The sequence below is a fragment of the Alicyclobacillus sp. CIJ1 genome (genome assembly GCF_057538885.1).
In genome coordinates this window covers 333,824-355,296 of the sequence record NZ_BAAJPH010000067.1, presented here as the reverse complement: position 1 = coordinate 355,296, position 21,473 = coordinate 333,824, and the positions used below count along the sequence as shown (strand labels likewise).

The 21,473-nt window shown below is 60.7% G+C and carries 19 protein-coding genes; 2 read left to right on the top strand and 17 right to left on the bottom strand.

What is annotated here, in order from left to right; translation table 11 throughout:
* Positions 1-12: 12 nt before the first annotated feature.
* On the top strand, positions 13-1,302 hold the full coding sequence (locus tag AC27E8_RS05120; RefSeq protein ID WP_487098208.1) for a sensor histidine kinase: 1,290 nt from the start codon (positions 13-15) through the stop codon (positions 1,300-1,302).
* Here AC27E8_RS05120 and AC27E8_RS05115 read toward each other — a convergent pair.
* Genes AC27E8_RS05115 through AC27E8_RS05100 form a run of 4 tightly spaced genes read right to left on the bottom strand, consistent with a single transcriptional unit; the run spans position 1,280 to position 5,123 of the window.
* Positions 1,280-2,062, bottom strand: coding sequence for a lipoate--protein ligase family protein (locus AC27E8_RS05115; RefSeq protein ID WP_487098210.1), 783 nt, complete (start codon positions 2,060-2,062; stop codon positions 1,280-1,282). The genes AC27E8_RS05120 and AC27E8_RS05115 overlap by 23 nt on opposite strands.
* A 2-nt stretch (positions 2,063-2,064) precedes the next feature.
* Entirely contained in the window at positions 2,065-3,531 is a 1,467-nt protein-coding gene (locus AC27E8_RS05110) for a sensor histidine kinase (RefSeq protein WP_487098212.1), read from the bottom strand.
* Positions 3,528-4,193 (bottom strand): response regulator transcription factor, encoded by a 666-nt coding sequence (locus tag AC27E8_RS05105; RefSeq protein ID WP_487098214.1) that lies wholly within the window; start codon positions 4,191-4,193, stop codon positions 3,528-3,530. The genes AC27E8_RS05110 and AC27E8_RS05105 overlap by 4 nt, the downstream gene beginning before the upstream one ends.
* Before the next feature lie 21 nt (positions 4,194-4,214).
* Positions 4,215-5,123: a LysR substrate-binding domain-containing protein gene (locus AC27E8_RS05100; protein ID WP_487098216.1), complete on the bottom strand. Its 909-nt coding sequence runs from the start codon at positions 5,121-5,123 to the stop codon at positions 4,215-4,217.
* A 106-nt stretch (positions 5,124-5,229) separates the two neighbouring features.
* Here AC27E8_RS05100 and AC27E8_RS05095 point away from each other — a divergent pair, with 106 nt between their 5' ends.
* A complete protein-coding gene (locus tag AC27E8_RS05095; protein WP_487098218.1) occupies positions 5,230-6,489 on the top strand; it encodes an adenylosuccinate synthase in 1,260 nt (419 codons plus the stop codon).
* Positions 6,490-6,670: 181 nt separating this feature from the next.
* Here the strand turns inward: AC27E8_RS05095 and AC27E8_RS05090 are convergent, their stop codons facing one another.
* The 13 genes from AC27E8_RS05090 to AC27E8_RS05030 all read right to left on the bottom strand — a co-directional run bounded on the left by AC27E8_RS05090 (position 6,671) and on the right by AC27E8_RS05030 (position 21,472).
* Positions 6,671-8,266 (bottom strand): sensor histidine kinase, encoded by a 1,596-nt coding sequence (locus AC27E8_RS05090; RefSeq protein WP_487111348.1) that lies wholly within the window; start codon positions 8,264-8,266, stop codon positions 6,671-6,673.
* Positions 8,267-8,430: 164 nt separating this feature from the next.
* A complete protein-coding gene (locus AC27E8_RS05085; RefSeq protein WP_014465279.1) occupies positions 8,431-9,201 on the bottom strand; it encodes a response regulator transcription factor in 771 nt (256 codons plus the stop codon).
* A 59-nt stretch (positions 9,202-9,260) separates the two neighbouring features.
* Positions 9,261-10,286 carry a sugar ABC transporter substrate-binding protein gene (locus AC27E8_RS05080; protein ID WP_014465280.1) on the bottom strand — a complete coding sequence of 342 codons (1,026 nt, stop codon included), beginning with the start codon at positions 10,284-10,286 and terminating at the stop codon, positions 9,261-9,263.
* Between the two features lie 27 nt (positions 10,287-10,313).
* Positions 10,314-11,402, bottom strand: a complete 1,089-nt coding sequence (locus tag AC27E8_RS05075; RefSeq protein WP_487098223.1) for an ABC transporter permease — start codon at positions 11,400-11,402, stop codon at positions 10,314-10,316.
* The gene (locus AC27E8_RS05070) at positions 11,375-12,862 is read right to left on the bottom strand and encodes a sugar ABC transporter ATP-binding protein (RefSeq protein ID WP_487098225.1); all 1,488 of its coding nucleotides are present in this window, start codon (positions 12,860-12,862) and stop codon (positions 11,375-11,377) included. Before AC27E8_RS05070 ends, AC27E8_RS05075 begins: the two co-directional genes overlap by 28 nt.
* 102 nt (positions 12,863-12,964) lie before the next feature.
* Positions 12,965-13,747 carry an exodeoxyribonuclease III gene (locus tag AC27E8_RS05065; RefSeq protein WP_487098227.1) on the bottom strand — a complete coding sequence of 261 codons (783 nt, stop codon included), beginning with the start codon at positions 13,745-13,747 and terminating at the stop codon, positions 12,965-12,967.
* Positions 13,748-13,769: 22 nt separating this feature from the next.
* Positions 13,770-14,972, bottom strand: coding sequence for a S41 family peptidase (locus AC27E8_RS05060; RefSeq protein ID WP_487098229.1), 1,203 nt, complete (start codon positions 14,970-14,972; stop codon positions 13,770-13,772).
* A 166-nt stretch (positions 14,973-15,138) separates the two neighbouring features.
* Positions 15,139-16,143 carry a type I glyceraldehyde-3-phosphate dehydrogenase gene (gene gap, locus AC27E8_RS05055; RefSeq protein ID WP_487098231.1) on the bottom strand — a complete coding sequence of 335 codons (1,005 nt, stop codon included), beginning with the start codon at positions 16,141-16,143 and terminating at the stop codon, positions 15,139-15,141.
* Positions 16,121-17,194 carry a sugar-binding transcriptional regulator gene (locus AC27E8_RS05050; protein ID WP_487098232.1) on the bottom strand — a complete coding sequence of 358 codons (1,074 nt, stop codon included), beginning with the start codon at positions 17,192-17,194 and terminating at the stop codon, positions 16,121-16,123. Before AC27E8_RS05050 ends, gap begins: the two co-directional genes overlap by 23 nt.
* Before the next feature lie 167 nt (positions 17,195-17,361).
* Positions 17,362-18,321, bottom strand: coding sequence for a type I pantothenate kinase (gene coaA / locus AC27E8_RS05045; protein WP_487098234.1), 960 nt, complete (start codon positions 18,319-18,321; stop codon positions 17,362-17,364).
* 403 nt (positions 18,322-18,724) lie between these two features.
* On the bottom strand, positions 18,725-19,033 hold the full coding sequence (locus AC27E8_RS05040; RefSeq protein ID WP_487098236.1) for a type II toxin-antitoxin system RelE/ParE family toxin: 309 nt from the start codon (positions 19,031-19,033) through the stop codon (positions 18,725-18,727).
* On the bottom strand, positions 19,026-19,373 hold the full coding sequence (locus AC27E8_RS05035; protein ID WP_487098238.1) for an AbrB/MazE/SpoVT family DNA-binding domain-containing protein: 348 nt from the start codon (positions 19,371-19,373) through the stop codon (positions 19,026-19,028). The genes AC27E8_RS05040 and AC27E8_RS05035 overlap by 8 nt, the downstream gene beginning before the upstream one ends.
* A gap of 269 nt (positions 19,374-19,642) precedes the next feature.
* Complete coding sequence (locus AC27E8_RS05030; RefSeq protein WP_487098239.1) at positions 19,643-21,472, bottom strand: ABC transporter ATP-binding protein; 1,830 nt, start codon at positions 21,470-21,472, stop codon at positions 19,643-19,645.
* Between the last annotated feature and the right edge of the window lies 1 nt (position 21,473).

Here is a 21,473-nt window from a genome sequence, read left to right as displayed (position 1 = left end):
GGGACGTGCGGCTTGTTTAAGCGACTGAGCCTCCGGCTGACGCTGTTGACCGTCATCCTGTTGGTGATCCTGTACAGCATCACGTCGCTCGCGCTCTACGGGATCATCCGGGGATTCGTGATGCGAAGCATCGATTTCAACCTTCGCCAGGCGGCCTACCGCGTAGCCAATACAGCTGTCTTGACGGGCATCCCGAGCTTCGCCTCCACCGGGTCTCCGGAGATCAACTTCGTCCTCGCAGACAACGGCGTCTATACGTCTATCGCGGACCCGGACCTGGCGAGCGCGCTGGAAAATCGTCTGAACCGAGCCGTGGATCGGCCCACGTTCTTCAATTTCACCTATGAGGGCGAGCATTACCGCGTCTTTGAGCTGCCCGTCGGAGCGGGCTCCGGCGCGCCAGCGTACGTCGCCACGGTGCTCGACGACACCCAGACGGTGCGCGCCATGAGCGACCTGCGCTCCGTCATCGTCATCGTGGGGCTGTTTGGCATCTGCGGGGCGACGCTCGTCGGCTTCATTTTGTCGGAGCGGATGCTCCAGCCCATCCGCCGGGCGTTTCAGCGCCAACTCGAATTCGTCGCGGACGCCTCGCACGAGCTTAGGACGCCGCTCGCGGTCATCCAGTCCAACCTCGGCATCGTCATGGAACACACGGACCAAACCGTCGAGGAAAACCTGGAGTGGCTGAACAACGCCCACGGTGAGGCGCGCAGGCTCGCGAAACTCGTGCAGGACCTGCTGACGCTCGCGCGGTCGGACTCCGAGCGCATGCCGGTGGAGCGCCGGCCGGTCGCGCTCAACGACCTGCTCGAGCGCATCCACGATCTGTACGAGACCATCGCGGAGATGCGCGGCATCGAACTCACCGTGCGTGCGGAAGAACCGCTCGTCGTCTTGGGCGATCGCGACCGGCTCCATCAGCTTCTGGTGATCCTCATCGACAACGCGATGAAATTCACCGACGCGGGCGGCAAGGTCGAGATTACCGCAAGTCGCAACCGGAATCAGGCGATTCTCTCGGTCCGCGACACGGGTATCGGCATCGCCAAGGAGCACCTGGAGCGCGTCTTCGACCGGTTTTACACCGTGGACACGGCGAGATCGCGCCACGGGGAGGCCAAGGGGACGGGACTAGGGCTCTCCATCGCCAAATGGATTGTGGAAGCGCACGGCGGCCGGATCTCCATCGCGAGCGAGGGCATAGGCAAAGGCACGACGGTCCGCGTAGAACTGCCCCTTTCGCCAAAGCGGGGCCCCGAATCAGACGCGGGCGACGTCACGGCGAAAGGCGAGGCGTAACGCCGATCTCGGGCAGGCGCTTGAGGAGGAATTCCACCAATGAAGCCTTCGCCTCTCCGCTCGTCCAAGGCTCGCGCGACGCCTCGGCTAGGGTCGTCGCCTTATCCCGCTCGATGCGCACCTCGTCGCGCCCGGCGTAGCGATAGAAGCGCTGAATGGCGGCGATGGCGGCGTCGAGATCGGGCGAAACGCTGATGCAGCCGTGCGCGAGCACGTAGCCGGGGTGGCGCGACGCCATGCCCGCCAGCCCCCCGCGCCACGACTGCGCCGTGCCCACGACCTTGCGCCCGCCTACTGCGACGTTGTAGTTGCCGTCGCAATAGGCCCCAGGGACGTCGGTCATCTCGGCGGCCAGCCCGAGGCCCCGCAGCCACTCGACGAGCGGCTGACAAAGCATGCGATAGTACCTGTCCGTGGTCGCGCCCTCGGCCTGACGCGGAAAGATGAGGGACAAATTCAGCATCCCTTCGCCGTGCGGCACGGCGGTCCCGCCCGTGGAGCGAACGAAGAGCGGCCACCCTTCCGCCGCCATGCGCGCCATGGCCGCCTGGCCGGCCGGACCGGCCACGTCGCGGCGACTGACGACGAGCCCCGTCACGGGCAGATGGCGCCACACGCGGACAACAGGCAACCTTTCTCGGTGCGCCACCTGATGGCCCAGCTTGTCATCGTGGAGGATGTTGTCGAGCGGGGAGATGGACACCTCCTCGATCGACAACTCCACTTCCCTGGGCCACAGCGAATCCCACGATGTCATCATCCTCATCCTCCCGAAACGCGCCCCTGGCCGACGAGTGGCAGCACAATCACGACGGTCGTGCCCTTGCCTACGGCGCTGCGAACGTAAATCTGTCCCCCGTACCGCTCAACCACCTGCTTGGAAATGGCGAGCCCCAGCCCAGCGCCTTGCCCCTCGCGGCGCGCGGCCTCTCCCCGGTAAAACCGCTCAAAGACATGCGGCAACACGTCATCCGGAATGCCCTCTCCGTTGTCTGACACCGTGATGCGCGCCGTGGTGGACTCCTCGCGCGCCATGAGCCGAATCCAGCCGCCCTGCGGCGTATGGCGCATCGCATTGTCCACGAGCCCCACCAGCACCTGCCGCAGCCGATCCGGCTGAATCGCCACCCGCCCGCCGCGGGTCAGGTGCACGCTCACCTCAATCTCTAAGTCCGGGCGCAGGAGCAGCGCGTCGTCGCGTAGGCGCGCAAACATCTCATCCATCTCGGCCTGTCCCATCCCGCCGCCCACCGGAAGCTCATCCACCTGATCCAGGTTCGAGAGGGCGAGGAGTTCATCCACAAGCCGCTGCAGACGCCCGACCTCGAGCACGATGTTTCGCACCGCAGGTTCCCACACGTGCGGATTGTCCCGCCCCCATCGCCTGAGAAGATTGGCGTGGCCCGCGATGATGGCAAGCGGCGTGCGCAGCTCATGGGACGCATCTGCCACGAAGCGGCGCTGATCGTCCATCGCCACATCGATCCGATCCAGCATCTGATTGACCGACTCCTGAAGAGACATGAGTTCCGGCGGCAAATCCGAAAACGAAAGCCTGCCGGCCTTGCGCCACTCCACCTGTTGGATGCCCGCCATCAAGCGCGCAAGCGGGCGAAATCCCCGCTCGATGAGCACGCGCATGCCCACGGCGAATAGCGCGATGACGGCCGCATCCAGCACCACGAACACCGCGAGCATGTGGAGCGCCGCCTGGCGGATGGGATCGAGCAAGGTGAAAATCGACAATTGCCCGTATCCCCCGTTTTCGAACCGCACGCCCTCCGTAAGCGCCAGCACCCGATGATATCCATTTTGGTCCCTCCACGCATACGGGTAACTCCAGTGCGGCTTCGCGAAGTCAGGCCCCTGCGCTGGCATCGGCACCCGCGACGCAATCTCGTCCACCACCGTCCCTGTGAATACAGGACCCATGATCTGGAACAACACGTTGCCGTCGGCGTCGGTGAGGCGAATGACCGAATCGGTCGCGGCCGCATACCGATCCCACGTGGTGGTCACGGTCTCTTCGGCCAAACGGTCTGCGCCCTGGCCGAGTAGCGTGGCCATCTCGAGCTCCATGACGCGCTTTTGGCCCACCATGCTCGTGGCCTCGTAGGAGACCATGAACACGGCAGTGAACAAACACAGAACCACCGCGCACCATACGGTGCTCCAGATGAGCAGCGTGCCTTCGATGCTCCGCCGCTGCGCACGTCTCGACCACCTCATGTCTCCTCGACCTCGAGCCGATAACCCTGCCCGCGCACCGTCTTGATGTATCGCCGCTCGGGGTCCAACTTCTGACGAAGATAGCCGATATACACGTCCACCACGTTCGTATCCCCAGGCGCCTGAAATCCCCACACGCGCTCGAGCAACTCCTGACGGGAACATGTCCGATTCACGTTGCGCAGCAGATACAGCAATAGGTCATACTCGCGCGCAGTGAGATCGACCTCCTGCCCCTGATACATCACGCGGTGCGCATCGAGGTGCACCGTTGCTTCGCCAAAGCGAAAAGGAGCCCCGTTCGCTTCATACCGCCGCCTGATGGCCCGCATGCGCGCCCACAGTTCCTCGATGGCGAACGGTTTGACCAGGTAGTCGTCTGCACCCGCGTCAAGCCCGCCAACGCGGTCCGCCACTGCGCCACGCGCCGTGAGCATCATGATGGGGACGTTCGAAAACCTGCGCACCTCGCGACACAGATCGACGCCGCTCATGCCAGGCAGGACGATGTCGATGAGCAACAAATCGTAGGACTCCGATCTCGCCCGCTCCAGAGCGGTTTCCGCGTCCATCGCGACGTCCACCTCGACGCCAGACAATTCGAGTTCCAAGCGCAGAAATTCCACGAGACCGGGCTCATCCTCGACAATCAGTATCCGCATCGCTCGATCACCGCCCTCATCTTACCGCAATTCGGACGCGGCCGCTCCCACCGACGCGAGCCACTCGATGAATGCGCGCGCAGCCGCCGGAATGTGAGATTCCCTGCGCCAGACCAGTGTCACGGTGCGTCGGCCGAGATCGCAGCCGACGATATGGACGAGTTTCAACCGGCCTTGTGTCACGTCGTCCGCTACCGCCGGCCAAGGTACCACGGCGAGACCGAGTCCCGCCTGCACGAATCGATTCATCGCTTCGAGGCTGTCCGTTTCCATTACCGGCGGAGCGGGTCGTTCCACCCCGGCGCGATGCAGGAGATCGTCAATCTGCCGACGAAGTCCCGACTCGCCGTGCATGACCACCAGCGGATACTGCGCCAACTCCGCCATGGAGGCGCGTTTGCCCGCGAGCGCGTGATAGGAGGGCGCCACAGCCACGAGCTCGTCCCGCCACAGCGCAATTTGCTCCACGCCCGACTCGTCTTCCGGTGGCGTCGTCACAATGGCGAGATCGACCGTGCGCGAGGCGAGGCGCTCGAGCGTCACTTTGGACGATCCCGTCACCACTTGAAACCTCACGCGCGGGCGCATCGACGCGTACCGAGCCACAAGGGTGGGCAGGCGGTACAGCGTGGGGGAGAGCCCCGCGCCGATGCGCACCAGGCCCGCCTCCGGATTCGACATCTCGAGAAGCGACTCCGCCAACTCCTCCTGCTTGCGCAGCACTTCAAGTGCATACGCGTGCACCCGCTCGCCGGCGGGCGTCAGTGCGAGCCGTTTGCCACTCCGGTCAAAAAGCGCCTGTCCGAAGTGGCGTTCCAGTTGTTGAATTTGCCTCGTCACCGTCGGTTGCGTCACGTGAAGTGCCCGAGCCGCCTCGGACACGCTTCCGAGGGAGACCACAGTGACCAGTGCTCGGAGCGCCTCAAACATCACGATCACTCCATACAGGTTAAGCATGAAAATGATACATATCATTCATTTTACACATGGAAAGGTGGAGCGTACACTGATGTTGTGTTTGAGGAGGGAACGCGCGATGTTTCATGCGGTTGTGGGCGCTCAGTATGGCGACGAAGGCAAGGGGAAAATGGTCGATTACCTGGCGGAGGAGGCGGACATCGTCGTCCGCTACCAGGGAGGCGGCAACGCAGGTCACACCATCGTGAATTCGTTCGGGAAGTTTGCGCTTCACCTCGTCCCGTCGGGGATCTTCCACCCGCACACGCTCTGTGTGCTCGGCGCCGGCGTCGTCGTGAACCCGCCCAAACTGGTGGAGGAGTTGACCGCGCTCGCAGAAGCCGGGATCGACACGAGACGCCTTGTCATCTCGGACCGAGCGCACATGGTGCTGCCGTATCACATTTGGCAGGACATGTGGGAAGAAGAGGCGAGATCGAGGAAAGTCGGCACCACCCTTCAGGGAATTGGCCCCGCCTACCAGGACAAAGTGGGTCGATTTGGCATTCAAATGGGCGAAATGCGCCATCTCGACCGCCTGAAGGAGCGCGTGCGCTCGGCCTTCGAGGCCAAATGCCGGCGACTGCCGGACCTCGAGCGCTACGGCACGTGGGAGGACGTGTGGGAGCCCATCGCCGCGGCGCGCGACGTCCTTCTTCCGTACATCACGGATACGACGCCGCTCCTGTACGAGGCCGCCAAGGCGAACAAACACGTGCTTTTCGAGGGGCAGCTCGGCATCATGCGCGATCTCGATTGGGGCGTGTACCCATTCGTGACGTCGTCCAATCCCATCGCGGGGGCCGTGTGCAGCGGAGCCGGCGTGCCCCCCACCAAAATCGAGCGCATTACGGGCATCACCAAGGCGTACACCACGGCCGTCGGCGAAGGCCCGTTTCCGACGGAGCTCCACGATGAGTTCGGCGCCTTCCTGCGCGATCGCGGCCACGAATACGGCGCCACCACGGGGCGGCCGCGCGGCTGCGGCTGGCTCGATCTCCCGGCACTGCGCTATGGCGCGTGGATCAACGGGTACACGGAACTTGCGCTCATGAAGCTGGACGTCCTCTCCGGCTTGGACGAGATCCGCGTCGCCGTCGCTTACGAGCTGGACGGCCAGCGCCTCGAATGGCCGCCCGCGGCGTATGACATGGAGCGAGTCAAACCGATCTACGAATCGCTTCCCGGTTGGCAGGAAAATATCAGCGAATGCCGGTCGTTTGAAGACCTTCCCGAGGCCGCGCAAAGATACGTGACTTTGATTGAACAGCAGGTCGGCGTGCCCATCCAGTACGTGAGTGTCGGACCGAGCCGAGAGCAGACGATTGTGCGGGGATAAGTTACACGTACGAACCGCTGATCAAGACGCGGCAGACCTATGGCATGCCCGACATCCACACCGCCCGAGGACCGAGTTCGATCCCGGGCGGCGCGCCGTTTCAAGCGGTATACACGGCGCATAGCAAGACACGAAGCGCGTCACTGACCCGTGGTCCTCTCGTCAAGTACGCCCGACGTGCTCAGTCCCGACGTTCGCCTGGCGCCTGCCGGCAGGGCAGGCGCAGTTGAACGCGCGTCCCCTCGCCCGTGGTGTGCAGATCAAACGAAAATTCCGGCCCAAAGTACAACTCGAGGCGGCGGATTAAGTTCTTCAAACCCAGTCCCGATGCCTCCTTACGGGTCTCGCACGCCGTCACGGGCTTTGGTCGTCCGTCATCCTCAACCTCGATCTCCACATACGCTTCGCCTGTGCGGTGCGCGCGGATGGAAATGCGCCCTTCGGCCCGTTCCGCGAACCCATGAAGGATACTATTTTCCACCAAGGGTTGCAGCGTCAGTTTTGGGACGAGCACCTGCAGGACAGACGGATCGGCGTCTAATTCGATTTTGATTCGTCCTTGAAAGCGAATGTTTTGAATTTCTACGTACCGCTGCACATGCTCCAGTTCCTCACTTAGCGTCAGAAATTCGCGGGGATCGCTCAAGGATAACCGCAGAAATCGTCCCAATGCGTAGACGAGTCGCTCAATGTCGTGTTCTCCGCGAGCATACGCCATCCAATAAATCGAGTCGAGTGTGTTGTACAAAAAGTGCGGATTGATCTGCGCCTGGAGAGCAGCAAATTCGAGTTGACGCTTTTCTTCCTCTTGCCATTTCGTCTGTTCGAGCAAACGGTGGATCTCGTCGACCAGGCGATCAAAACCTTGTGCAAGCACCTGGAATTCATACCAGCCGAGTCGGGTGTCAAGCCGAACCGACAGGTCACCTCGCTCGACAGAGGACATGGCTTCCGTTAATCGGCGCAGAGGGCGCGTGACCATCCAAGAAAATAAAAAGGCCACCAACAATGATGCACCAGATCCCCAGCCGAAGGCGGCAAACATCCAGCCGCGCAGGTTGTAAGTCGCACCATCCGCTAGCGTCCTCGCCGGAATCCAAGATACAATCTTCCAACCATTGAGTGGGATGGAGGCGACGGCGACCACGAGCGATTCAGACGGCGTTGAAACGACTTCATCCTGTCCCGCGCGGTCAACGACCGACATCAGCGTTTGTGCCAAGGCCCGCGGCGGCGCAAGCCCAGTAAGCCAGCGACCATGTTCATCAAGCACGGCGAGATCGGCGTCACGCCCTGTGCTCACACTTTCCATCACGGTGCGAACATACTCTGGCTTGATGCCGATGACCACAATTGCATCGGAAGGTGTCGTCTGAAGCCACTGCGACACGAAGAAGCGCGGTCGGTGATCGTCAAACAACCACTCTGCGGGGGGTTGTTCACCAATCCAGACGGGCGTGGTGTTGTAAAAGGTATGTTGGACGAACCATTGGTAGGGTTGATCGATCGGGCGATAGGGTGCGAGTTCGTGGCCAGCGTCTACAAATTCCATGCCGTTGTCCAGAAGTAACATCACTGTATCGATGAGTTCATCGTGATTACGTTGAACTTGCGTCAGGAGCCGATTGACATATGTGTACATCGTGAAGGGTGTGTAACCTTTCGGAGGTGACTGAAAGTCGATCTCGCGCTGAATCACAGGGTCCGAGACCAGCGTGTGGAGCGCATTCCTCTCCACTGATAAGAACTGTTCATTCAGATAGTCAGCGGTCTGCACGACAAACGAAACCAGCGATCGGCGCCCCACTTCGTCCGAAATCGCGCGGAGTTTGCGCATGACGAAACTGCCCAGGATGACCAAACACGACATCATGAGCACCCAGGTCACAAGAAATATCCATGCAGTCAGGGACCGACCCAGGCGGCGAATGGCGTTCACCGTCATCCCCCTTCTTCCACCCGACCGACCAATCCATTCGGCATGTCACGCGCGGCCAGAGCCCCTTGCAAATAAGCCTTTGGGTGCAGTCCCGTGTGCCTTTCGAAGATGTCACAAAAATGGCGCACGTCTTCAAAACCTACACTGTGAGCCGCATCTACGAGACGCACCCCTTTGCGGAGAAGGGCCGCAGCGGCTTCGATCTTGCGCATGTGCACGTATTCGAGAAACGTCAGTTGCATCTTCTTTTTAAATAGAGCAGCTAGATAGGTTGGGGACACGTGGATGGCCGCCGCAACGTCCTGAAGGCGCAGCCGTTCCGAAATGCGAGACTCGATATAACGAATGGCCTGTGCGATCACGTCTTGGCCGTCCGCTGGGGAGAGATTCACCCCGGCCTCCACTTTCGCAATCCGGTCAAACGAGCGACTGAGCACATCGCGGATTTCTGCGGCACCAGCTGGCTTAAGAAGATATTCCATCACGCCAAGTCGAATTGCTCGCTGCGCGTATTCAAATTCACCGTATCCACTGACAATCACGTTTACCGTAGGGCGTCGCTCAGGAGGCACTCGTTCCAGCGCATCCAGCCCTCCAAGGAAGGGCATGCACACATCGAGAAACGCCAGGTCAACAGATTCTTCAGTCAGGATCTCCAATGCGCGGTGACCATCCGCAGCCTCGAAGACGGCGGTGGCGAATCCCGAACTTTCGCAGACCGCGCGCAACCCTCTGCGCACGATAGGCTCGTCGTCCGCAATCAGGATGCGCATGTGTAGTCCCTCCCCTGGATAGGTGGCCGGGTGCTTCTCGCACCCGGCACCTGTGCGCTTTACATTTCGACCTCTTCGTGCGAAGCCTTCGGCGTCGTCCACAGCTTTCCGCTCTCGTAAGCCTGTAGATTCGACTTCGTCACCAACACCGTAGGCGTTTCCAGGAATTTCGGAATGGACTGGCCCATGAAGTACTTGTGCATCTGCTCGACCACGGTTTCTCCCATTTCGTAGGGGAACGTGCCGATGGTCGCGGTCACCAGTCCACTCTGGATATCTTGCAATGTCACAGGGTTGCCGTCGATGCCAATCGTGTAAATGTGTTTGTGCATCTGACTCGCCGCAATGGCTGCGCCGATATCCATCTCGTCACTTGCACCATAAACCAATTGAATGTTCGGATGAGCCTGAAGCGCTTGCATCGTGATGGACAAGCCCTCGCTGCGCAGCCAATCCGCTTGCTGCTCCTCCACAATGTGTATATTCGGATACTTCTTGATGATCTCCTTGTACCCGCCAACGCGCTCCGTGTTGTAGTAGCTCGGAATACCGTCGAGAATCATGATGTTGCCACGGCCGTGCAGAAGTTGAACCGTGAATTGAGCCAACTTGTGTGCAGCCTCGCGCTGGTTATAACCGATATACTCCGTGACATTTCCAGCTCCCGTGGATGCCAGCCCGTTGAAGATGAAAACGGGGATGTGCGCCTTATTCGCTTGCAGGATGGCGGTGCCAATGGCCTTGTCATCCATAGGACAGACTGCGATGGCCGAGACGTGTTCAGACACAAGGTTTTCCATCATACTCACCTGTGTGTTGAAGTCCGACTCTGCCGGAGGCGCCTCCACAATGACCTTGTATCCGTACTCCTGAGCTATCTTGCGAGCGCCTTGCACAATCTGGACGTAAAACGGACTGGTCATACCGGGTGGCAGAATGGCGATGGTTTTCTGACCCGAATTAGCAGCCTGAGCGTTCCCAGGTCCGAGCGCCAGCGCGCTTAAACAAGCCACCGCTGCCCCCAGCCATTTTCCGATCTTCATGCGATTTTGAGCGCTCCCGCCTCGTTTTCCCCACTTCTTCATGAGATCTTCCCCCTCGTCAAGATCGTTTCAATCCTGGCGAATCTCGCCCTGTATTCGCCTTCCGACCACCGCTCGGCGAAACCAGCGCTGTACCGCGATGCGCTTGCGAAGAATGTCCGTCAACACGGCGAGAACGATAATGAGCCCCATCACCACGTCGCTCCAGTACGTGTTCACGTTCAGCAGAGTCAGCCCGTCGCGAACGCAGGACATGATCAACACACCCACGAGACTGCCGAACATGCTGGCCGATCCGCCGGACAAACTCGTGCCGCCAATCACGACGCCCGCGATGGTGTCGAGTTCGTACCCGTCGCCGTTGGTGCTGATTCCGGATTGCAAACGTGCGTCGAGCAAGATGCCGGCCAGCGCCGAGAGCACGCCGGAAAGGACATAGACGCCAATGAGCACGCGGTCCACGCGCACACCCGAGAGACGCGTGGCAAACTCGTTGCCACCAATGGACAGCGTGTATTTGCCGAACAACGTGCGCGACAGAAGAATCCAGGAGATCACGTAGACTCCAATGGTAATCCAAATGAGATCGGAAACGCCAAGAAATGTGTTTGTCGCCAAGTTATCAAACGACGTAGGAAGCGCGTCGATGGTCTCGCCTTGCGTCAAGACGTACGCGAGCCCCCGAACCATCTCCATGGTTCCAAGTGTCACGATGAAGGGCGCCATGCCAAGCTTGGCCACCGCCAGACCGTTGAACAACCCCACCACGGCGCCGACGCCCAGTCCGGCAAGGACTGCGATGAGCACCCCATGGCCCATGCCCCCGACGGCCTTGTCCGTGCTCATCAGGAGCGCAGAAATCACGCCCGAAAGCCCTACGATGGAACCGACCGACAGGTCAATCCCACCAGTTCCGATGACAAAGGTCTGTCCTGCAGCCATGATAGCCACGATGCTCGCCTGGATCACGATGTCTTGAATGTTCCCCCACGTCCTGAACGCGGGAGATGCAAGGCTCAATGCACCCGCCAGAAGGATGAGCGCGAGAAGGGCGCCCGTTTGGTTGAGGCGGGCGTTCAGCCAACGCGTCCGCGGGACAGCACTGTGCGCAACCTCTGACGGCTTCGTTTCTACGGACGAGAGCCCGCCATCGCCCATTGCGCAATCACCTCCTCCGATGCTTCCTCCCTTGTTAGATGCGCGACGATCTCGCCCTCCCTCATGACGAGGATGCGGTCGGCAAGCGTCAGTACCTCGGGCAATTCGGACGACACCATGAGAATGGCGAGCCCCTTGCGTCTCAGCTCATGAAGGAGCTGATAAATTTCAAATTTGGCCGCGACGTCCACTCCCCGTGTCGGTTCGTCGATCATCAGGATCTCACTTTCCGCGGCAAGCCAACGCGCGAGCATGACCTTCTGCTGGTTTCCACCGGAAAGCGTCGCAACTCGTTCGGACGATCTCGACATCTTGATTCGCAATCGTTGTCCGTATAAGTCTGCGAGCGCTTCCGTACGGCGACCACGATACCACACGGGACCACTCACGCGTGGGTACGACGCTAATGCCACGTTGTGTGCAATCGCATGCTCCAGTACGAGTCCCTGAGCCTTTCGGTCCTCTGGGAGAAACCCAATTCCTAAGCGGATGGCGTCCGCAGGTCCACGGATGTTTGTCCGGCGGCCGCGCACCCAGACCTCTCCCGCGTCGACGGGATCGACGCCGAAGATGGCTCGCAAAACCTCCGTTCGGCCCGAGCCCACCATACCAGCGAGTGCGACAATCTCTCCTCGGTGGACATCAAACGTCACATGGCGAAACACGCCCTGGCGTGTAAGCCCTTTCACCGAAAGCAGCGGTTCACCTCGCTCCACGGTCTCGAACTCCGTTTGATGCACTTCTCGCCCGACCATCAGTTGAATCCACGTGTCCCGATCCGATGCTTTTGCATCGAGCGTGTCGATGGTTCTTCCGTCTCGCATGATGGTGACACGGTCCCCAATGCGTGGAATCTCATTCAAGCGATGCGAGATGTAGATGATGGACATCCCGCCTTGTTTGAGTCTACCGATGATTTCGAACAGGCGATCCACCTCTCGCTCACTGAGCGATGCAGTGGGTTCGTCCATGACGAGAATATCTGGACTGCGGCGCACCATTTTGGCGATCTCGACGAGTTGCTGAGCTGCAATCCCAAGCTGGCCCACCGGGACACGGGGATCGATCCGCATCCCGAGGTCTGCCAGCAACTGTTCGGCCATCTCTTCCATCTGTCGCTTGCGGAGCCACCCAGCCCGGCACTGTTCATCACCGAGAAACACATTCTCCGCGACGGACTGCTGGGGACACAGCTGAAGTTCCTGGTGGATGACCGCGACGCCCGCGCGCAGTGCGTCCAGAGCCGACTGTGGGCGGTAGGGCTCTCCGCGGAGCCACATCTGCCCTGAATCCGGCCTATACACCCCCCCGATGATGTTCATAAGCGTGGACTTCCCTGCGCCGTTCTCGCCCAAGAGCACATGGACTTCGCCTTTGCGCAAGTCGAATCGGGCACCGTCGAGTGCTTTCACGCCAGGGAACTGTTTCGATACGCCTTCCACTCGCAGGATCTCCTCCACCCTCACTCCCCTCCTTGTACGTACATCTCGATTGTAACGAGGGCAGATATCGTGCGCAGCGAGCAATCTTTTGATCTTTGATGGGCGATCTTGCACATCAGCTTACTTACCCGAATCCTGCCACGCCTCAAGCGCCATCTCCAACACGACCGGGCAGTGATCGCTCCCGAGGACGTGATCGTCGATGCGAGCGTCGAGGATGCAATCCCGCAGCCTCTCGCTGACCAGGAAATAGTCGATCCGCCATCCGATGTTCCGCTCCCTCACACGTGGCATGTTCGACCACCACGTGTATTTGTCCGTCACGTCCGGATACAGCGCGCGAAAGGTGTCCACAAAGCCCGCTCCAAGAAGTTCGGTCATCTTGGCCCGTTCTTCGTCGGTGAATCCCGAGTTGCCGCGATTTGATTTCGCGTTTTTGATGTCGATCTCCTGATGCGCCACGTTGAGATCCCCGCACGCGATAACGGGTTTCTCTCGGTCCAGCGCACAGAGATACGCGCGAAACGCGTCTTCCCATTCCAGGCGATACGGCAGGCGCGACAGGTCCCGCTTCGCGTTTGGCGTGTACACCGTCACTACGTAAAACGACGGGAATTCGAGCGTGATGATCCGGCCCTCCGGATCGACGCCGTCGCCGAACCCGTAGCGAACGTCGAGCGGCGGTATGCGCGTGAACACGGCCGTGCCGGAGTAGCCCTTTCGCTCTGCATAGTTCCAGAATTGCTGGTACGCCTCGCCGATGGGAAGCTGGATCTGTCCCGCCTGCAGCTTCGTCTCCTGAACGCAAAACACGTCGGCGTCGACGGACTCGAAATACGGCAGAAATGCGCCCTTGTTCACGCAGGCGCGAAGCCCATTCACGTTCCACGATACGAATCTCAACGTCGTCCTCCTCACCAGATCCTCAATCGTCGCTCGCAAGAAGTTCGAGGGCTAGCTCCAATGCCGGATCGCGCCCCGAAGACAGGTCCTCGAGCGACATGTCCACAGACACATCGGGCCGCAGACCAACGTTTTCGAACGCACGTCCATCAGGAAGCGATGCTCGAATGGCGCCGACGCCCATGCTGAAGCCGGCGCGCTTACAGATGATGGGTTGCCCGGTCGACCCGGACGTCGTTTCTCCCAACACGATGGCGCGTTTCGTCACGAGGAGCGGCATCACGAAGTCCTCAGCCGCAGACGCGGTCGCCCGATCCACCAGAACGGCCAATCGCCCTCGGAACACAGGTTCCTCCGGTTGCTCATACGGCGGTCGCCACACGGCACCGCTGCCGTCCGGCCGAATGGAGAACTCCCCCTCTCCGCCGGATCTTCGCCACAGAAAGCCTACATCAGCAGCGAACTCCGTCCACCACGGCCACGGCCTCTCCATCAAGGCCCGAAGGAGCTTTGTGGGCGTCGCTCCTCCAGTATTGCCCCGGACGTCCACCACGAGGGCGTCTACGTTCGACACGCGCGTCACCCACGCCACGGCAGCCTCTTCATATGCGGGATCTGCAAAGCTTGGCACGCGAAGATATGCGACGCCATCCGGCACGAGCCACCGCCCTTCCGGCGTCTCCTTGCGCGAATCAGGGAGCATTCGAGGGATCGTGACGGTGCGCCTGCGCAGGCCGTCGTCAAATTCGAGGGCCCACGAATCCCCGTCCACCAAGACCGGAATGACCCGTTGCCACTCCTCTTCACGCAAGCGCTCGTCCCGGCTCCGCATATAAGGACTCGCCTCATCCATCCACTCTGCTGGCGTCCGCCCGTTCAATGTCACGACGGCCACCCCTGGACGCAGCTCTGCGTGCGCGCTTCGGACGACATGCCAGCTACCGTCAAGTCTGCGCAGGCGTAGACCCAAGCTCCCGCGGACCGTCAAGGTGTCTCGGAACCACGTGTGGCGATTGCCCAGTTGGGCGACCAGCCGCTGCATCATTTGCTCAAAGTCTCGACGCGTGGAAGACCGCGTGGCCTCTTGGAGATAGGCCGAATAGAGATTGTCCCACGCATCGGGCTGGATGTAGGAATCCTCCCAGTGAGCGAAGTACCGCTCGACCATCGCGAACATCTTGCCGACCATCCACAGGCGGTCTTCGAGGCTCACCGCGCGCTCCATCCTCTGCGCCTCCCATCCCGAACTCCCTTCATCTTCATATCAAGTTCGGTCAGGCCCCTCGGAACCCCTCCCGCCTGAGATCCGTCCCAAAGGCCAAATGTAAGGAAAAAACCCGCGCCGCCAGTGCCAGTTGGCACTATGGGCGCGGGCTCGTGCTTCGCGAGCGTCACATCTTCGATGCGATGTAGCAGGCGAGATCGACCACGCGGTTCGAGTAACCCCACTCGTTGTCGTACCACGCGATGACCTTCACCATGTCGTCGATGATCATCGTGGACAGGCCATCGACCGTGGACGAATGCGCGTCGCCGTTGTAGTCCTTCGAGACGAGCGGAAGTTCGTTGTACGCGAGAATGCCCTTGAGCGGGCCCTCCGCGGCGCGCTTCAGCGCGGCGTTCACCTCTTCGACCGTCACGGGCTTCTTCGTCTGCGCGACGAAGTCGACGAGCGAGACGTTTGGCGTCGGCACACGCATCGCCATGCCGTTCAGGCGGCCCTTCAAGTGGGGCAGCACGAGGCCGACGGCCTTCGCGGCGCCGGTGGTAGTCGGAATGATGCTCAGCGCGGCGGCGCGGGCGCGGCGCAGATCGCTGTGCGGCAGGTCAAGGATGCGCTGGTCGTTCGTGTACGAGTGCACCGTCGTCATGAGGCCCTTCACGATGCCGAACTCGTCGTCAATCACCTTCGCGACCGGCGCAAGGCAGTTGGTGGTGCAAGACGCGTTCGAGATCACGTGATGCTTGGCCGGATCGTACATCTCGTGGTTGACGCCCATCACGATGGTGATATCCTCGTTCTTGGCCGGCGCCGAAATGATGACCTTCTTCGCACCGCCCTTCGTGATGTGCACCTCGGCCTTCTCGCGGTCCGTGAACAGCCCCGTCGACTCAATCACGATGTCCACGCCGATCTCGGCCCAAGGAATCGCACCCGGATCCCGCTCCGCGAACACCTTCACCGTCTTGTCCGCGACGACGAGATCGTTGCCTTCTGCCCGCACGTCCTCGGGCAGGATGCCATGCACGGAGTCGTACTTGAGGAGTGCGGCGAGCGTCTCCGCGTTGGTGAGGTCGTTCACCGCCACAATATCGATGTTCGGATTGTGAAGCGCCGCACGAAACACGTTGCGGCCAATGCGGCCGAAGCCGTTAATGCCTACCTTCACTGCCATGTTCGACCCTCTCCTTGCCTGCTGGAGTTTCGAGCTGCAAGATGCGGCGCGCTGCGCCTTCATCCGTCACCAACACGTCAATTCGATAGGCGTTTGCCACGCTGGCGATGGCCTGGGCTTTTCTCTGTCCTCCAGCCACGGCGATCACGACCCTCGCGCGCGCCACATCATCGAGCCGAAGCCCGATGGTCCGCATCGCGTAGACGACCTCGCCCTTCGCATTGAAGTAGTGCCCGAAAGCCTCGGCTTTCGCCTCGCGCGCCTGAAGGAGTTGGATCTCTTCTTCCGTCGCGTGGCGACGCCGGGCCATCGCCAGAGCGTCCCCGACGCCATGCACCACAACGGTCGCCCGGCGGATGATGGGCAAGCGCTCCTGAATGTAAGGATCGTCCAAAAGTTGCTCGAGCGCCTTCTGCGATAGGCTGTCGGAGATCTGCAGGAGAACGGACGATCCGCCGAGTTTCGCCGCGAGCTCGGACGCAATGGTGTTGGCCTGATAAGCGACGATCTCGCCAACCGTGCCTCTCGCGGGCACCACAGTAATGCTCTGCCGAAGAGGCTTTGCGCTCATGGCCTTCGCCACAGCTGCGACGGTGGTGCCACCCGTCACCGCGATGATGTCCCCGTCCTGAAGCACCTCGGCGAGCACATCGCTGCCAGCCTGGCCAATGCGATCCGTCACCCAGGCATCCTCGTCCGCATCGCCTTCCACCACGATGACCCGGGGAATGCGAAGAAGCGAAGAGACGCGCCAGGCCAAATCGGAGCGCCCCGCGATTTCCGCGACGAGCGGCTCGAGCTCGGCCAAAAGCGCTTTGCCCTCCGGCGTCAGCGACACGCCGGACGAGGACGTCGCCACGAGCCCGAGTTGCTTCAAATACTCCAGTTCGGTGCGAAGCGTCCGCTCCGACTGGCCCATGGCTTGCGCGAGGGCTCGCCGGCCGATGGGCGCATGCGCATCGATGCGCTGCATCACGCGCACGCGGTGTTCCATGGCCCTCACCAACTCAGGCGCGACCCGTTCAACCGCGGCCCACACCGTCCACTCCATGCCACTTCTCCTCATCGTCACTGCTCGGTCGTGTCGCCACAACGCCTATCGTCGGGGAGGATCCGGCGGAACAAAAGGGACACTTTTCGTCCCGTAGGATCCTCATACCGTCCCATCGCTTTCAGTGTAGCGCGTTTGCAGCGCAGGCGCAATGCGTCCCGGCCCGTTCATATCTTGCGCAAATGGACCTCCTGTACGCGGTGGTGCGCGCCTTTGGCCAGGATCAGATCCGCCCGGGACTTCGTCGGCGCAATGTTTTCGCGCAAGTTCTTCGCGTTGATCTCCTCCCAGATGCGCAACGCGGTTGCCACGGCTTCCTCATCGGACAAATCCGCGTAACGCCGAAAGTAGGACTTGGGATCGCGGAACGCCGTCTCCCGCAGCTTCAAAAACCGGTCGACGTACCAGCCGCGGATGAGGTCTTCCGGCGCATCCACGTAGATGGAGAAGTCAAAGAAGTCGGAGACGAAAATGGTCATCGGGCGCCCGCTCGAAGACATGCGCGTTTGAAGCACATTCAACCCCTCGAGAATCAGGATGTCGGGCTGCTCCACGACGATGCTCTCCCCGCGCAAAATGTCGTACTCGATGTGGGAGTAGACGGGCGCCTCGACGCGCGGTTTGCCGGATTTGATGTCCGCCAGAAATCGAATCAACCGCCGCGTGTCGTAGCTCTCTGGAAAGCCCTTTCTTTGCATCAAGCCTCGCCGTTCGAGTTCAGCGTTCGGATAGAGAAAGCCGTCGGTGGTGACGAGATCGACCTTCGGATGGTTGGGCCAGCGCGACAAGAGCGCCTGGATGATGCGGGCGGTCGTGCTCTTGCCGACGGCGACGCTGCCCGCGATGCCGATGATGTAGGGGACCTTGCGCGACTGATGGCCCAAAAACGCGTGAGTGGCCTCGTAGAGGTTCTGCGTCGCGGCCACATACAGGTTGAGGAGCCTGGAAAGGGGCAGATAAACCTCCTCGACCTCCTCCAGGGACACGCGTTCGTTCAAGCCGTGAAGCTGGGCGAGATCGTCCTCGGAGAGAAGGAGCGGGGTGGAGTCGCGCAGTCGGCTCCACTCCTCGCGCGAAAGAGTCAAAAAGGGAGAAAAGCGCTCGCTGGCCTGTGCCTGATTCTGCATCATTCGCCCCCCGCAATCTGTCTCGAAGCGGATGGATGAGTCCGTCATGAACGCATAAAGCCCGGCCTGACTCGCCGGGCCAACGACAGTATACAATGTTCAATCCGTCAAAGAAAAGGAATGCTGTACAGTCGTGCGTATCCAGTTCACGTAGGGGGCCCCACTGTGTTAGACCATCATGCGGTGATGCATAAGCGTCGGTGCCAGCACATGACATCGGCTGTGTAGACCATGCAAGATGCCACAAGGCGAATCGGGCTCTCATTCGCCTCGCAGCCACGCAGGGCTAAAGTGCGTGTGGTACAAACTTGCCCCTACAATCCGCTTCCATACCCATGGTGCTGTCAAACTCGATTCGAGCAGAGCACTACACAAGCTGGAAACCGCTATGCCCCGGCCACCACTACTGCCCCGTCCATATCCGCTTCAATTCCTCGTAGAAATTTTGGCGCGTCCCAACGAGCAAAATAAGAACAAAAGGCTCTGTGCCCTCGTCTTCAACGACCGTGTAAGCAATTCGATGTTCGCCGTCCACGTAGCGAAACCCGACCGTAAAAAGTCCGCTCAAATCCCCGACTTTTTGGTCTCCCTCGTAAGGAGATTCGCAGATGTCCTGCATCGTCTCCTGGTACTTGCGAAGGAGCTTCTTGTCATTGATTTTCTTCAACACTTGCTTCGCTCTGGACGATAACTTGTACCGGTATTCACTCATCGCGGTTGATCAACTCTTCCATGAAGGCGTCTCCGTCTGGCTCCGAGCCATCCAGCGCCTCCCTCCGGGCTTCTGCAACGAGTTCCTTGATGGCAGCAAGCATTCCCTCGCGACGGCGCGCAAACTCTCTTTTGAGTTCCTCGCCGGTCAGACCCTCATCAGCCAGATCGTTGATGATTTCCTGCGAAAAGTCGACCGGGTCTTCGGCTCGCACCGGTTCCAAAACCAACCTACCATCCTCGATGTAGGCACGCAGGATGCTCCCCATGTCGAGTTGCTCAAAAAAGTCCTTCGGAATCGTCACTTGCCGCTTACCTGTGATCCGCACGTACTTTTCCACTGCCGTGCGCCCCCTTCCTTGCACACTGACAGCATACGCCGATCTCGTCATGTTTAGACGACCTCCTTGCATCCTTGATTCAAGGATACAGCAACGGATGAACCACGTAAAGAAAAAATGTGCGCGGAACATGCGAAAGTTCCGCGCAGGAAAACGACTTCATCAAGTATGTGTAGGAGCTTTCCAACTTCATCATTGTGAAAGTCTCCATTCATGGCGTAGAATCTGTCAGTGCCAATTGACCCTTCTACGCTCCGTGCGACCCAACGTCATCCTTCCATCATGCTTCGATACTGCGCCTGCACGAGCTTGTAGTAGGCGCCGCGGCGGCGCATGAGATCGTCGTGCCGGCCGCGTTCGACGATGCGACCGCCGTCAAACACGAGAATTTGATCCGCCTCGCGAATGGTGGACAGCCGGTGCGCGACGACGAACGAAGTACGCCCTTCGAGGAGGACCTTGAGCGCCCGCTGAATGAGGTGCTCCGTGTATGTGTCAATGCTCGCCGTGGCCTCGTCAAGAATGAGGATCCTGGGATCCGCGAGGATGGCGCGCGCAAACGAGATGAGCTGGCGCTGCCCCTGGGACAACCGCGTCCCGCGCTCCTGCACCTCGGTGAAGTAACCGTCCGGGAGGCGGCGGATGAACTCATCCGCGTACACGGCCTTGGCCGCTGCGATACACTCTTCGTCCGTCGCATTCGGCCGGCCGTAGCGGATGTTGTCCATGAGCGAGCCCGAGAAGAGGAACGTCTCCTGCAGCACCATGCCCATCTGCCGACGAAGGCTGCCCAGTGAAACGGAGCGGAGGTCGTGCCCGTCGATGCGGATCTCGCCCGAGGTCGGATCGTAGAAGCGGGCGAGCAGATTGACGACCGTCGATTTTCCAGCGCCGGTGTGGCCGACGAGCGCGATGGTCTCCCCCGGGCGTGCGACGAACGAGACGTCCTCAATGGCTGGGCGCGAGGGCTGGTAGGCGAAGGTGACGTGACAGAATTCCACGTGCCCCCGGACAGGCGGTAACTCACGCACGACGCCGCGGTCCGTCACCGTCGGCCGGGTGTCGAGGTATTGAAAAATGCGCTCCGACGACGCCATTGCGACGAGCACCTGGTTGTACAGTTGCCCGAGCTGACTGATGGGCGTCCAAAAGCTGCCCAGATAGTTCGCGAACGCGACGAGAAGCCCGACGGTGACCACGCCCGTGTGCACGAGATGAACGCCGTACCAGAACAGAAGTGCCGTTCCGAGGGCACCGGTGAGGTCGACCAGCGGGCCAAACGGGATGCTGAAGCGCTGCGCTCTCAGAAAGGTCCGCATGTAATCGCGGTTCATTTGCTCGAAGAAGGTCTGATTTTCATCTGCGCGGACGTACGCCTCCGTGACCCGCATGCCCTGAATGGCTTCCGCCAAGTGCGCGTTCAGGCGGCTCAGACGCAGGCGGACCTGTTGCCAGGCGCGTCGAATTTGCACAGTCAGCCGCAGCGACAGGACGAACATGAACGGCACGACGACCAGCGCGACTGTCGCGAGCCGCCAGTTGAGCGAGAACATGATGGCGATGATGCCTATTAACGTGAACACGTTCGTGATCGAATTGATGACGCCGTTGGTGAACAGATCCTGGAGCGAGTTCACGTCGTTCAGGATGCGGACCAGGATGGAGCCCGCGGGGCGCGCGTCAAAAAAGTCGGATGAGAGCCCCTGCACGTGGACGAACAGCTCGTCGCGCAGGCGCTGAATGACGCGTTGCCCGAGGCGATTGGTGAGGTCAATCCGGCAGAACGACGCGGCGAAGTTGAGGAGATAGAGCGCGACGAGCGCCGCCGCGTACTCGAACAGCAGGTGCGAATGGCGATGGCCGACGAGCGCGTCGACCGCTCGCCCCACCAGATACGGCGCGAGCAGCGTCACGACGAGATTGCCGCCCGTCGCGAGGAGCGCCAACGCAATGAGCTTCGGATAGGGCCGCATGTAGGAGGCGAGCCGCAGAATGAGCGACAGCTGCAGCTTTTTCTCGAGCGCCTCATCGTCTCGATAGATGAACGGCGCGCGGAGGAGCGGCTCGGCGTTATCCTGGACTTCCTGCGCACGTGCCATC

Bases quoted from the DNA above. Each gene is read 5' to 3' on its own strand.
- AC27E8_RS05040 (WP_487098236.1), bottom strand. From the start codon at position 19,033: ATGAGTGAATACCGGTACAAGTTATCGTCCAGAGCGAAGCAAGTGTTG.
- AC27E8_RS05075 (WP_487098223.1), bottom strand. From the start codon at position 11,402: ATGGGCGATGGCGGGCTCTCGTCCGTAGAAACGAAGCCGTCAGAGGTT.
- coaA (WP_487098234.1), bottom strand. From the start codon at position 18,321: ATGCAGAATCAGGCACAGGCCAGCGAGCGCTTTTCTCCCTTTTTGACT.
- AC27E8_RS05110 (WP_487098212.1), bottom strand. From the start codon at position 3,531: ATGAGGTGGTCGAGACGTGCGCAGCGGCGGAGCATCGAAGGCACGCTG.
- AC27E8_RS05100 (WP_487098216.1), bottom strand. From the start codon at position 5,123: ATGTTTGAGGCGCTCCGAGCACTGGTCACTGTGGTCTCCCTCGGAAGC.
- AC27E8_RS05105 (WP_487098214.1), bottom strand. From the start codon at position 4,193: ATGCGGATACTGATTGTCGAGGATGAGCCCGGTCTCGTGGAATTTCTG.
- AC27E8_RS05030 (WP_487098239.1), bottom strand. From the start codon at position 21,472: ATGGCACGTGCGCAGGAAGTCCAGGATAACGCCGAGCCGCTCCTCCGC.
- AC27E8_RS05050 (WP_487098232.1), bottom strand. From the start codon at position 17,194: ATGGAGTGGACGGTGTGGGCCGCGGTTGAACGGGTCGCGCCTGAGTTG.
- AC27E8_RS05085 (WP_014465279.1), bottom strand. From the start codon at position 9,201: ATGCGCATCCTGATTGCGGACGACGAGCCTATCGTGCGCAGAGGGTTG.
- AC27E8_RS05095 (WP_487098218.1), top strand. From the start codon at position 5,230: ATGTTTCATGCGGTTGTGGGCGCTCAGTATGGCGACGAAGGCAAGGGG.
- AC27E8_RS05115 (WP_487098210.1), bottom strand. From the start codon at position 2,062: ATGATGACATCGTGGGATTCGCTGTGGCCCAGGGAAGTGGAGTTGTCG.
- AC27E8_RS05080 (WP_014465280.1), bottom strand. From the start codon at position 10,286: ATGAAGAAGTGGGGAAAACGAGGCGGGAGCGCTCAAAATCGCATGAAG.
- AC27E8_RS05060 (WP_487098229.1), bottom strand. From the start codon at position 14,972: ATGGAGCGCGCGGTGAGCCTCGAAGACCGCCTGTGGATGGTCGGCAAG.
- gap (WP_487098231.1), bottom strand. From the start codon at position 16,143: ATGGCAGTGAAGGTAGGCATTAACGGCTTCGGCCGCATTGGCCGCAAC.